The organism is Jiella sp. M17.18 (assembly GCF_041027365.1).
Taxonomy (GTDB): domain Bacteria; phylum Pseudomonadota; class Alphaproteobacteria; order Rhizobiales; family Rhizobiaceae; genus VKMB-3413.
In genome coordinates this window covers 324,525-336,590 of sequence record NZ_JBFTEH010000002.1, presented here as the reverse complement: position 1 = coordinate 336,590, position 12,066 = coordinate 324,525, and the positions used below count along the sequence as shown (strand labels likewise).

Below are 12,066 nucleotides of genomic sequence, written 5' to 3'. Positions count from 1 at the left end.
GGCTCATGCCGGGACAGGGAGCAGCCTCCAGACGATGCCAGCCGAGACGGACGCCGCCGCGACGCCGATGATGGCGCAGTACATCGAGATCAAGGCAGCCAATCCCGATTGCCTCCTGTTCTACCGGATGGGCGACTTCTACGAGCTGTTCTTCGACGATGCGGCCGAGGCCTCGCGCGCGCTCGGCATCGCGCTGACCAAGCGCGGCAAGCATCTCGGCGAGGACATCCCGATGGCCGGCGTGCCGATCCACGCCGCCGACGAATACCTGCACAAGCTGATCGCCCTCGGCCACCGCGTCGCGGTCTGCGAGCAGGTCGAGGATCCGGCCGAGGCGAAGAAGCGCGGCTCGAAGTCCGTGGTGAAGCGCGACGTGGTGCGCCTCGTCACCCCCGGCACGATCACCGAGGACGCCATCCTCGATCCCGGCCGGCCGAACTTCCTGATGGCGCTGGCGCGCGTCGGCGGGACGGGCGAGGGCGCGACCTTCGGCCTCGCCTGGGCGGACCTCTCGACCGGCACCTTCCGCCTCGCCGAGACCGACCGCAGCCGGCTCGAGGCCGAGATCGCGGCCGTCGAGCCGAGCGAGATCATTGTCGCCGACCCCGTCTTCCACGACGACAGCCTGAAATCCGTCTTCCGCCGCTTCGGCCGCGCCGCCCGGCCGGAACCGCAGGCGCTGTTCGACGGCGCGACCGCCGAAGCGCGGATCTGCCGTTTCTTCGACGTCGCGACGCTCGAAGGCCTCGGCCGCTTCTCGCGCGCCGAACTCTCCGCCGCCGCGGCGCTGACTGCCTATCTCGGCAAGACGCAGTTCGCCGCCCGGCCGATCCTGCAGCGCCCGGAGAAGGTCGCGGCGGGCTCGGTCATGGAGATCGACCCGGCGACGCGCTCGTCGCTGGAACTCACCCGCACGCTCTCCGGAAAGCGGCAGGGGAGCCTGCTCGCGACGATCGACCGGACGGTCACCGGCGCGGGCGCGAGGCTGCTCGCCGCCCGGCTCGCCGCGCCGCTGACCGATCCGGCCGCGATCCGCCTGCGCCAGGCCTCGGTCGCGGCCTTGGTCGAGGAGCCGGACCTTCGGCGCAAGCTCCGGCGTGCGCTCTCCGGCCTGCCGGATTCGGAGCGGGCGCTGTCCCGCTTGGCGCTCGGGCGCGGCGGCCCGCGCGACCTTGCCGCGATCAAGGGTGGCCTCGCCGCCGCGCTCGCGATCGCCGCCGACCTTGCCGCCGCCGAACTGCCGCCGGAACTGACGGGGGCGCTGGGCGCGCTGCAAAGCCTGCCGCAGCCGCTGCACCGGGCGCTGGCGGAGGCGCTGGTCGATGCCCCGCCGCTCAACAAGCGCGACGGCGGCTTCGTGCGCGAGGGTGCGATCCTCCCGCTCGACGAGGCGCGGGCGCTGCGCGAGGATTCGCGCAAGGTGATTGCCGCGCTGCAGGGCCGCTACGCCGAGGAGACCGGTGTCCGCAACCTCCGGATCAAGCACAACAACGTCCTCGGGTATTTCGTGGAGGTCGGCGAGGCGCAGGCGAAGGCGCTGACGTCAGGCGAAGGGGCCGAGCGGTTCATCCACCGCCAGACCATGGCATCGGCGATGCGCTTCTCCACCGCCGAGCTGTCGGAACTCGAAAGCCGGATCGCAGGCGCCGCCGCCGAGGCGCTGTCGATCGAGCTCGAGACCTTCGACCGGCTGACCGCCGACCTCCTGGCGGAGGCCGAGGCGCTGCAGCGCGGGGCGGAGGCGCTTGCGGTGATCGACGTCTCCGCTGCGCTCGCCGAGCTCGCCGTGTCCGAGGACTGGACGCTCCCGGTCGTCGACGACAGCCTCGCCTTCGCCGTCGAGGGCGGACGCCATCCGGTGGTCGAGGCGGCGCTGAAGGCGGGCTCGGGCGATCCTTTCGTTGCCAACGACTGCGACCTGTCGCCGAAGGAGCCGGGCGGCAAGGGGGCGCTGTGGCTGCTGACCGGGCCGAACATGGGCGGCAAGTCGACCTTCCTGCGCCAAAACGCGCTGATCGCCGTGCTCGCCCAGATGGGCGCCTTCGTGCCAGCGGCGAAAGCCCATGTCGGCGTCGTCGACCGGCTGTTCTCGCGCGTCGGCGCATCCGACGATCTCGCCGAGGGCCGCTCGACCTTCATGGTCGAGATGGTCGAGACCGCCGCGATCCTCAACCAGGCCGGCGAGCGGGCGCTGGTGATCCTCGACGAGATCGGCCGCGGCACCGCGACCTATGACGGCCTGTCGATCGCCTTCGCCGCGGTCGAGCACCTGCACGAGGTCAACCGCTGCCGGGCGATCTTCGCCACCCACTTCCACGAGATGACGGCACTCGCCGGGCGCCTTGCGCGCATGCACAACGCCACCATGCGGGCCAAGGAGTGGGAGGGGGAGGTGATCTTCCTGCACGAGGTCGCCTCCGGCGTCGCCGACCGTTCCTACGGCATCCAGGTGGCGCGGCTGGCGGGCTTGCCGACCTCGGTCGTCGAGCGGGCGCGGCATGTCCTGAAGGAGCTCGAACGCGGCGAGCAGGGGGAGAAGCGGACCGCCTTCGTCGACGACCTGCCGCTGTTTTCCGCGGCGGCGCAGCGTCGCAGCGAGCCGGCGGCGAAGCCGGAGGCCGCGCCCGTTGCGGACGCGCTTCGCGAGGCGCTCGCCGGCATCGATCCCGACGCCCTGTCGCCGCGCGAGGCCCTGGAGGCGCTGTATCGGCTCAAGGCGCTGGGCCAGGACCGGTCGTGAGGCGGGACCGCCGAGCCGCAGACTTGCCCGAAGGTGGAGAGCCTAAGACGCCGCCCGGGACCCGGCCGCGGCAAGCCTCGCACGCCCTGTCGAAATACGTTATAGCGTCGCGGGTTAATCGAGCGATCCGCAGGAATTGACGATGGCGAAGGACGATCTCGGGGCGAGGCAGACCTCCTCCACCGTCTCCGAGAACGAGCATCCGCCGCAGGTCGATCTCGCCGGGATCGTCGATCCAGCGGCGCTGGAAGCCGCGCTGGAGGCGATCGCCGCGGCGGACGGTTCCGGCGGCGCGTCGAACGCGGCGCGCGGCAAGGTGCTGGCTTTCTTGCGCGACACGATCCGGTCCGGCCGAACGGCGATCGAGCGGATGCTGTCGGAAGACGGCGGCGGTCTTCTGTGCGCGCGCCGGCTCGCGGCGCTGCAGGACACGGTGATCCGCGCCGTCCATGACTTCGCCCACCGCCACGTCTTTCCCTCGGCCAATCTCTCCTCGGGCGAGCGCATGGCGATCGTCGCCGTCGGCGGCTACGGGCGCGGCACGCTGGCGCCGGGCTCCGACATCGATCTCCTCTTCCTCCTGCCCTACAAGCAGACGGCGCATGGCGAGCAGATCGCGGAATATCTGCTCTACCTGCTCTGGGATCTGGGCTTCAAAGTCGGCCACGCCTCCCGCTCGGTCGACGAGTGCATCAAGCTGTCGCGCGCCGACATGACGATCCGGACCTCGATCCTGGAGCGCTGGCTGATCGCCGGGGCGTCGGATCTCTTCCGGGAACTCGGGGAGCGCTTCGACGCCGAGGTCGTCTCCGGCACGTCGGAGGAGTTCATCGCCGCCAAGCTCGCCGAGCGCAGCCAGCGCCACGCCAAGACCGGCAACACCCGCTATCTCGTCGAGCCGAACGTCAAGGAGGGCAAGGGCGGCCTGCGCGACCTCAACACGCTGTTCTGGATCGCCAAGTACCACTACCGCGTCGCCACGACCGAGGCGCTGGTCGAGGCCGGGGTCATCTCCAGGCGCGAGGAGCGGCTGTTCCACAAGGCCGAGGACTTCCTCTGGGCGGTGCGCTGCCACATGCATTTCGCGACGGGAAAGGCCGAGGAGCGCCTGTCCTTCGACCTGCAGCCGGAGATCGCCCGGCGGCTCGGCTACATCGCCCACCCCGGCCTCCGGGACGTCGAACGCTTCATGAAGCACTACTTCCTGATCGCCAAGGACGTCGGCGATCTGACGCGCATCCTCTGCGCGGCGCTGGAGGAGGAGCACGCCAAGGTGGCTCCGGGGCTGCGCGGCTTCGTGCGCTCCTTGCGCGGCCGGGCGAAGAAGATCCCCGGGACGCTCGCCTTCCATATCGACAACAACCGCATCAACGTTTCTGCGCCGCACGTCTTCCGGGACGATCCGGTCAATCTTATCCGCATCTTCCGCCTCGCAGCGCTGCACGGCCTCGAATATCACCCCGACGCGCTGAAGCTGATCCGCCGCTCGCTGCGGCTGATCAACGCCGAGCTTCGTGAGAATGCCGAAGCCAACAGTCTCTTCCTCGACGTCCTGACCGACCGCGACGATCCGGAATTCCACCTGCGCCGCATGAACGAGGCCGGCGTCCTCGGCCGCTTCGTCCCGGAATTCGGCAAGATCGTCGCGATGATGCAGTTCAACATGTACCACCACTATACGGTGGACGAGCATCTGCTGCGCTCGATCAAGACGCTGTCGCGCATCGAGCATGGCGAACTCGCCGACGGACTGCCGATGGCGAGCGAGTTCATGCGCCACATCAAGGACCGTACGCCGCTCTATGTCGCGTTGCTCCTGCACGACATCGCCAAGGGCCGTCCCGTCGACCATTCCGTCGCCGGCGCCAAGATCGCGCGCGAGCTCTGCCCGCGCTTCGGCCTCGACGAGCGCGAGACGGACCTCGTCGCCTGGCTGGTCGAGGATCATCTGGTCATGTCGATGACCGCGCAGCAGCGCGACATCAACGACCGCAAGACGGTGCTGGACTTCGCCGAGAAGGTGCGCACGCTCGACCGGCTGAAGCTCCTGACCGTACTTACGGTCTGCGACATCATGGCGGTCGGACCCGGGGTCTGGAACGGCTGGAAGGGCCAGCTCCTGCGCACGCTCTATCTCGAGACGGAACCGGTGCTGACCGGCGGCTTCACCCGCACCAGCCGCAGCCAGCGCCTGGCGGAGGCGCGCGAGCGCCTGTCGGAGCGCCTGTCCACCTGGGGCAAGGCCGAGCGTGCCGACTATCTCGACCTGCACTATCCGAACTACTTCCTGACCGTCCCGCTGGAGGACCAGGTGCGCCATGCGGCCTTCATCCGCGAGGCGGAGGCCGGCCAGCCGCTGGCGACGCGGGTGCGCACCGACAAGTTCCGGGCAGTGACGGAGATCATGGTGCTGGCGCCGGATCATCCGCGGCTCCTGTCGCTAATCGCCGGCGCCTGCGCGGGGGCGGGGGCCAACATCGCCGACGCGCAGATCTTCACCATGTCCGACGGGCGGGCGCTCGACGTCATGCTGGTCAATCGCGAGTTTCCCACCGACGAGGACGAGATCCGGCGCGGCGAGCGCATCTGCGGCTACATCGCCAAGCTGCTGCAGGGCCGGGAGGTCCAGGCGAACCTCATCTCCAGCCGCAAGCCGGGGCGCGGTCAGTCGCTCTTCTCCCTGCATCCGCGCATCAAGCTCGACAACGAGATATCCAACCAGTTCACGGTCATCGAGGTCGAGGGCCTCGACCGCCCGGGCCTGCTCTCCGATCTCACCGGAGCGATCTCGGACCTCAACCTCGACATCCGCTCGGCGCATATCTCGACCTATGGCGAGAAGGTCGTCGACGTCTTCTACGTCACCGACCTGATCGGCACGAAGGTCACCAGCACCGCGCGGGCGGAACGGATCGAGGCGCGGCTGACCTGGGTGTTCGAGCATCCCGAAGGCGAGCAGTCCTCGCCCGCCGCCATGCCCTCCGAACGCGCTTTCGGCATCGCCTACCGATGAGTCTCGTCTCCAAGTTCGCGACCGTCGGCAGCGCGACGCTCGTCTCCCGCTTCTTCGGCTTCTTCCGAGAGATGCTGATGGCCTCGGCGCTGGGCGTCGGGCCGGTGGCGGACGCCTTCAACCTCGCCTTCCGCTTCCCGAACCTCTTCCGCCGGCTGTTCGCGGAAGGCGCCTTCAACGCCGCCTTCATCCCGCTCTTCTCGCGGGCGCTGGAGGAGGACGGGGAGGAGGGCGCGCGGCGCTTCGCCAACGAGATCTTCTCGACGCTGTTCACCGTGCTCTGCGCGCTGACGGTGCTGGCGATGATCTTCATGCCGTTCCTGGTCCACACGATCATCGCGCCGGGCCTGTCGGTCTGCGTCGACGACCCGTCCGCCGGCGGCCACGTCATCTCCTGCGCCGAGCGCTACGGCATCACCGTGATGTTCTCGCGGATCATGTTCCCCTACCTCGCCTGCATGTCGATGATGGCGATGGTCTGCGGCATCCTCAACGCCTTCCGCCGCTTCTTCGCCGCGGCCGCGGCGCCGACGCTGCTCAACTTCATCCTGATCGGCGTCATCGGCTGGTGCCTCTACCACCACGCCGACAAGCAGACCGTCGGCTTCCTGATGAGCTGGGGCGTCTTGATCGCCGGCGTCGCGCAGCTGTCCATGGTGGTGATCGCCATGCGCCTCGCCGGCTTCGGCGTCGCGCTCCGGCGCCCGCGCTGGACCAAGGGGCTGAAGCGGCTCCTCGTCCTTGCCGGTCCCGCGGCGCTGATCGGCGGCATCACCCAGATCAACCTCTTCGTCGGCCAGGCGATCGCCTCGTTCAAGCCGGGCGCGGTCTCGATCCTGCAATATGCCGACCGGCCCTATCAGCTGCCGCTCGGCATGGTGGGCGTCGCAATCGGCGTCGTGCTCCTGCCGGAACTGTCGCGGGCCCTGAAGGCGGGCCACCTGCGCGAGGCGCAGCATACGCAGAATCGCAGCCTGGAATTCGCGCTCTTCCTCACCGTCCCCGCGGCGGTAGCCCTGTTCCTGATCCCCGAGCCGATCATCCGGGTGATCTACGAGCGCGGGCAGTTCGACCCCTCCGCGACGCCCGCCGTCGCCGCCGTGCTCGGCCTCTATGCCCTGGGCCTTCCGGCCTTCGTGATGATCAAGGTGTTCTCGCCGGGATTCTTTGCGCGCGAGGACACCAAGACGCCGATGGTCGCGACGCTGATCTCGGCCGGCGGCAACATCATCCTCTCCCTCGGCCTGTTCTGGGTGATGGCCGAGCAGGGCATCGCGCTGGCGACGACGATCGCCGGCTGGCTGAACGCCGGGCTCCTGTTCCTCGGGCTCTACCGCCGGGGCCTCTGGGAGATCGACCGGGCGCTGCTGAAGCGCTGCGGCCTCGTCCTTCTCTGCTCCGTCCTCATGGGTGTCGCGCTCGCCTTCGAACTCGCTTATTTCCATGCTTGGCTCGTGCCGCACACGCCGGTCCTGGTGCAGCTCTCGGCCCTGGCGATCATGGTGGCCTCGGCGATGGCGCTTTACTTCGTCCTCGCCTTCGCGACCGGCGCCGCCGACCGCAGCCTCGTCGCGTCGCTAGTCAAGCGCCGCCGGCCGAAGCTGAAGGGCTCCGAGGCATAGCAGGCCCGGCAGCCCGCTCTTGCCGATTCGAGGCTCCGGCGGCTGGGGACCGACGGAGCAATCCCCACTCGCGCTTGATCGCCGTGCCGCGCTCCGTCATAACGCGCCGCGAATTCTCAAGGAGCCGCCGGTCATGAGCGACATCACCCCCCGCGTGTTTTCCGGCGTGCAGCCGACGGGCAACCTGCATCTCGGCAACTATCTCGGCGCGATCCGGAAGTTCGTCGCCCTGCAGGAGAGCCACGACTGCATCTATTGCGTCGTCGACCTGCATTCGATCACGGCCCAACTCGTCCACGAGGACCTTCCCGGCCAGACCCGGTCGATCACCGCGGCCTTCCTCGCCGCCGGCATCGACCCGAAGCGCCACATCGTCTTCAACCAGAGCCGGGTCTCGGCCCATGCCGAACTCGCCTGGATCTTCAACTGCGTCGCCCGGATCGGCTGGATGAACCGGATGACCCAGTTCAAGGACAAGGCCGGCAAGGACCGGGAGAACGCTTCCCTCGGCCTGCTCGCCTATCCGAGCCTCATGGCGGCGGACATCCTCGCCTACCGGGCGACGCATGTGCCGGTCGGCGACGACCAGAAGCAGCATCTGGAGCTGACGCGCGACATCGCGGCGAAGTTCAACAACGACTTCGCGCAGAAGATCGCCGAAGCCGGGCTTTCGACGCCCATCCCGATGGGCGAGGGGCAGACGGTCGAGGGCTATTTCCCGATGACCGAGCCGCTGATCGAGGGCCCTGCGACGCGGGTGATGAGCCTGAAGGACGGCTCGAAGAAGATGTCGAAGTCGGATCCGTCCGACCTGTCGCGCATCAACCTCACCGACGATGCCGACGCGATCGCCCGCAAGGTGAAGAAGGCGAAGACCGATCCGGATGCGCTGCCCTCCGAGGTGGCGGGCCTCGCCGGGCGGCCGGAGGCGGACAATCTCGTCGGCATCTTCGCGGCGCTTGCCGAGCGCTCGAAGGCGGAGGTCCTCACGGACTTCGGCGGACGGGCATTCTCGGAGTTCAAGCCGGCGCTGGCGGACCTCGCGGTCCAGGTGCTGTCGCCCATCACCGGCGAGATGCGCCGTCTGCTCGACGATCCCGGCCATATCGATGCGGTGCTGAAGGACGGCGGCGAGCGGGCCGGCGCGATCGCCGCAAAGACGATGGCGGACGTCAAGCAGATCGTCGGCTTCCTCGGCTGATCTCCGGCGGGAGCGCCCGGCGCCCGGGCGAGGGGCGTCCCTTTGTGCAGCGAGGCGCGCGCTCCGGGCCGGGCCGCGCGCCTCTTGTCGTCACGCGGACGGCTCAGTCCTCGTCGTCGTCCTGATACTCATCCTCTTCGTCGTCCCCGGCTTCCTCGTCGTCGACCTCGTCGTAGTCCTCGGTCTCCTCGAGGAATTCCTCCAGCATGTCGGCGAGGACGTCCAGCTGATCCCGGGTGACCGACAGCTCCAGCGTCTCGCCGCTGTCGTCCTCGATGTGAAGCTGGGCGCCGGTGCCCTTGTCGGCCGGCTCCAGCCGGAACTGGGCCAGCGCCTTGGTCGTGTCTGCCATGATCGTCTCCTTGGGGTGGGCGGCTGTCGCAACAACGCCGACTGCGGAGGATGGCTCCCCGCAGATTCGGGCGGGGCAATGACGCCTTTCGCCTGACGTTTGCAAGCGAATTTCGGCGCTGCGGAATCTCGTTAGCCGGCTGTGTCGGCCGGGAACTCTCTTTGCGAAGAGTCACTTATCGGCCCGAGTTCGCAGCCGTCCGAAAGGACATCGATGCCGAGGCGGCTGTGCGCGGATGGCATTCCCACAACCGACGATCACGACGGACTGCGCGCCGGACGATCCCGTGCGCGCAGGAGTTCCCCAAGGAGAGACGACATGGCCAAGGCCAGTGCATCCGAGAAGACCCTGCAGGACCTCTTTCTGGACACGCTGAAGGACGTCTACCACGCCGAGAAGCAGATTCTGCGCGGCCTCACCAAAATGGCGAAGGCGGCCGAATCCGACGATCTGCGGCAGGCCTTCGAGCATCATCGCGAGGAGACCGACCAGCAGGTCCAGCGCCTCGAACAGGTGTTCGAGATCGTCGGCAAGCGCGCGCAGGGCAAGCCGTGCGAGGCGATGCAGGGGCTGATCGAGGAGGGCAAGGAGATCATGGACGAGTTCAAGGGCTCGCCTGCCCTCGACTCCGGCCTAATCTCCTCGGCGCAGGCCATCGAGCACTACGAAATGGCCCGCTACGGCACGCTGATCAACTGGGCGAACGAGCTCGGCATGAAGGACGCCGCCAGGCTTCTCCAGGAAACGCTGGAGGAGGAGAAGAAGGCCGATGCTCTGCTGACCAAGCTGGCCGAGAGCGCGGTGAACCAGAAGGCGGCCGCCTGAACGACCACGAAAGACGAGCGCGGAGCGAAGGCGATCGCGCTCGTCGACGAGGCAGGCTCTATGCCAGAGGAGACATCATGGTCGAGGCGAAGGACATCCGCGAACGGATGACAGTGGAAGGCGCCGACGGTGGCCATGTCGGGATCGTCGACCATGTCGAGGGCACGCGCATCAAGCTGACCCGCGACGACCCCGGCGCGGGCGGCAAGCATCATTATCTCCACATCGACATGGTAGCCGGGATCCGCGGCGACACCGTCGTGCTGACCCGCACCGCCAGGCAGGCACAGGACGAGTGGGGCGTGAAGTCGGTCGGCGGCGACAGTGTTGCCGAACGGTCCGACGAGATCCGAGGCGTCGAGCCCGGCTCGTCCCGGGCCGGTCCGTGAGAGTTCGGACGTCGGATCGGCCGGTTCCCGGGAGCCGCAGGCGATGAGCCGGAGCCGCGTGACCTATCCGCCGCTGGATCTGCCGAAGCCGATCGCGGAGAACGTCTGGATCGTCGACAGCGGACCCTTGAAGGCCTTCGGCATGCCGCTGCCGGTTCGCATGACCGTCATCCGGCTGGCGGACGGCGGTCTGCTTCTGCATTCGCCGACGCGCTACGACAGCGGCCTCAGGATGGCGCTCGAGGAGATCGGCCCGATCGCGCACCTCGTCGCGCCGAACAGCGCCCACTGGGTGTTCGTCGGGGACTGGCAGAGGCACTGCCCGGACGCCGTGACATGGAGCGCGCCCGGGCTGCGGCGGCGCCTTCCCGTCCGGCGCTCGGCGGTTCGACTCGACCGCGATCTCATGCCGGACGGCCGCGACTGGCCGAGGGAGATCGAGCAGATCGCGGTGCCGGGGGTGGGCGGCTTCATGGAGGTCGCGCTCTTCCATCATCCGAGCCGGACGCTCGTCCTCGCCGACCTCATCCAGAATTTCGAGGCGGAGAAACTGCCGCTTCCCATGCAGATCGGCGGCAGGCTGGCGGGGATCGTCGGGCCGGTCGGACGCGCGCCCGTCTATCTCCGGGCCCTGGTGAAGATGAAGGGCGCGGCGCCGCGGGAGGCGGCGCGCCGCATGGTCGCGCTGGAGCCGGAGCGCGTCGTCTTCGCCCATGGCGCCTGGTTCGCGAGCGACGCGGCACGCCGGCTGCGGCAGTCCCTGGACTGGCTCCTCGGCTGAACTCCCATTCACATTGCTGCTGCATGCACCCGCCCGTGGTGACCTTCGCCTGCCGAGCCCTATCCTGTCAGTCCAGACCGGATGAACGTCGATCCGTCGGAGACTGGATAAGGAGCAGGCGATGCAGATCGCAATCGTGGGCCTCGGGCGCATGGGCGCCAACATCGCCCGGAGACTGATGAGCCGCGGCCACCAGACGGTGGTCTACGACCGCCGCGCTGAGGCGGTTTCGGACCTGGTGGAGCAGGGCGCGACCGGCGCGAGCGACCTTGCCGACCTCGTCTCCAAGCTGGAGGCGCCCCGCGCCGTATGGGTCATGCTGCCCTCGGGCGAGATCACCGAGAATACGATCCGGGAGTTCGCCGATCTCCTGAGCCCCGGCGACACGCTGATCGACGGCGGCAATTCGTTCTGGAAGGATGACATCCGCCGCGCCGGCGAACTGCGCGAGCGCGGCCTTTCCTATGTCGACGTCGGCACGTCCGGCGGCATCTGGGGCTTCGAGCGCGGCTACTGCATGATGATCGGCGGCGACAAGGCGGTCGTCGACCGGCTCGACCCGATCTTCGCGGCGCTCGCCCCGGGCCTCGGCGACGTGCCGCGCACGCCGGGCCGCGAAGGCCGCGACGCCCGCGCCGAGGAAGGCTACATCCACGCTGGCGGCAACGGCGCCGGCCACTTCGTCAAGATGGTCCACAACGGCATCGAATACGGCCTGATGCAGGCCTATGCCGAGGGCTTCGACATCCTGAAGAACGCGAACAGCGAGAAGCTCCCGCCCGAAGACCGGCTCGACATCGACGTCGCGGACGTCGCCGAGGTCTGGCGCCGCGGCAGCGTCGTCACCTCCTGGCTGCTCGACCTGACGGCGTCGGCGCTGGCGACGGATTCCGGCCTCGGCGGGTTTTCCGGCTATGTCGAGGATTCCGGCGAAGGCCGGTGGACGATCCTCGCGGCGATCGCCGAGGCGGTGCCGGCCGAGGTGCTGTCCGCCGCGCTCTACACGCGGTTCCGCTCGCGCCAGGAGCACACCTTCGCCGAGCGCGTGCTGTCGGCCATGCGCAAGGGCTTCGGCGGCCATGTCGAGGCGCAGCCCAACGCCCCGCGCGGCATCTCCAAGCCCGAGGCCGACTGACCGGCCCC

9 protein-coding genes are annotated in these 12,066 nt (G+C 68.8%); 8 read left to right on the top strand and 1 reads right to left on the bottom strand.

What is annotated here, in order from left to right:
• Positions 1-34: 34 nt before the first annotated feature.
• From mutS to trpS, 4 genes are all read left to right on the top strand, one after another.
• Positions 35-2,740, top strand: a complete 2,706-nt coding sequence (gene mutS, locus AB5S17_RS05010) for a DNA mismatch repair protein MutS (RefSeq protein ID WP_369236791.1) — start codon at positions 35-37, stop codon at positions 2,738-2,740.
• Positions 2,741-2,882: 142 nt separating this feature from the next.
• On the top strand, positions 2,883-5,753 hold the full coding sequence (locus tag AB5S17_RS05005; RefSeq protein ID WP_369236789.1) for a [protein-PII] uridylyltransferase: 2,871 nt from the start codon (positions 2,883-2,885) through the stop codon (positions 5,751-5,753).
• Complete coding sequence (gene murJ / locus AB5S17_RS05000) at positions 5,750-7,375, top strand: murein biosynthesis integral membrane protein MurJ (protein WP_369236788.1); 1,626 nt, start codon at positions 5,750-5,752, stop codon at positions 7,373-7,375. Before AB5S17_RS05005 ends, murJ begins: the two co-directional genes overlap by 4 nt.
• 133 nt (positions 7,376-7,508) lie before the next feature.
• Entirely contained in the window at positions 7,509-8,576 is a 1,068-nt protein-coding gene (gene trpS / locus AB5S17_RS04995) for a tryptophan--tRNA ligase (protein ID WP_369236786.1), read from the top strand.
• Positions 8,577-8,679: 103 nt separating this feature from the next.
• Here trpS and AB5S17_RS04990 read toward each other — a convergent pair whose 3' ends face one another.
• The gene (locus tag AB5S17_RS04990; protein WP_369236783.1) at positions 8,680-8,928 is read right to left on the bottom strand and encodes a hypothetical protein; all 249 of its coding nucleotides are present in this window, start codon (positions 8,926-8,928) and stop codon (positions 8,680-8,682) included.
• A gap of 318 nt (positions 8,929-9,246) precedes the next feature.
• Between AB5S17_RS04990 and AB5S17_RS04985 the strand changes: the two genes are divergently transcribed.
• The 4 genes from AB5S17_RS04985 to gnd all read left to right on the top strand — a co-directional run bounded on the left by AB5S17_RS04985 (position 9,247) and on the right by gnd (position 12,058).
• Positions 9,247-9,753, top strand: coding sequence for a ferritin-like domain-containing protein (locus tag AB5S17_RS04985; RefSeq protein ID WP_369236781.1), 507 nt, complete (start codon positions 9,247-9,249; stop codon positions 9,751-9,753).
• Positions 9,754-9,830: 77 nt separating this feature from the next.
• Positions 9,831-10,142: a DUF2171 domain-containing protein gene (locus AB5S17_RS04980; RefSeq protein WP_369236779.1), complete on the top strand. Its 312-nt coding sequence runs from the start codon at positions 9,831-9,833 to the stop codon at positions 10,140-10,142.
• Between the two features lie 43 nt (positions 10,143-10,185).
• On the top strand, positions 10,186-10,923 hold the full coding sequence (locus AB5S17_RS04975) for a DUF4336 domain-containing protein (protein WP_369236777.1): 738 nt from the start codon (positions 10,186-10,188) through the stop codon (positions 10,921-10,923).
• Between the two features lie 121 nt (positions 10,924-11,044).
• Complete coding sequence (gene gnd / locus AB5S17_RS04970) at positions 11,045-12,058, top strand: phosphogluconate dehydrogenase (NAD(+)-dependent, decarboxylating) (protein ID WP_369236775.1); 1,014 nt, start codon at positions 11,045-11,047, stop codon at positions 12,056-12,058.
• Positions 12,059-12,066: the final 8 nt, after the last annotated feature.

Excerpts from the sequence above, each read along its gene's own strand:
- AB5S17_RS04980 (WP_369236779.1), top strand. The coding sequence starts at position 9,831 with ATGGTCGAGGCGAAGGACATCCGCGAACGGATGACAGTGGAAGGCGCC.
- AB5S17_RS04990 (WP_369236783.1), bottom strand. The coding sequence starts at position 8,928 with ATGGCAGACACGACCAAGGCGCTGGCCCAGTTCCGGCTGGAGCCGGCC.
- mutS (WP_369236791.1), top strand. The coding sequence starts at position 35 with ATGCCAGCCGAGACGGACGCCGCCGCGACGCCGATGATGGCGCAGTAC.
- trpS (WP_369236786.1), top strand. The coding sequence starts at position 7,509 with ATGAGCGACATCACCCCCCGCGTGTTTTCCGGCGTGCAGCCGACGGGC.
- murJ (WP_369236788.1), top strand. The coding sequence starts at position 5,750 with ATGAGTCTCGTCTCCAAGTTCGCGACCGTCGGCAGCGCGACGCTCGTC.
- AB5S17_RS04975 (WP_369236777.1), top strand. The coding sequence starts at position 10,186 with ATGAGCCGGAGCCGCGTGACCTATCCGCCGCTGGATCTGCCGAAGCCG.
- AB5S17_RS04985 (WP_369236781.1), top strand. The coding sequence starts at position 9,247 with ATGGCCAAGGCCAGTGCATCCGAGAAGACCCTGCAGGACCTCTTTCTG.
- gnd (WP_369236775.1), top strand. The coding sequence starts at position 11,045 with ATGCAGATCGCAATCGTGGGCCTCGGGCGCATGGGCGCCAACATCGCC.
- AB5S17_RS05005 (WP_369236789.1), top strand. The coding sequence starts at position 2,883 with ATGGCGAAGGACGATCTCGGGGCGAGGCAGACCTCCTCCACCGTCTCC.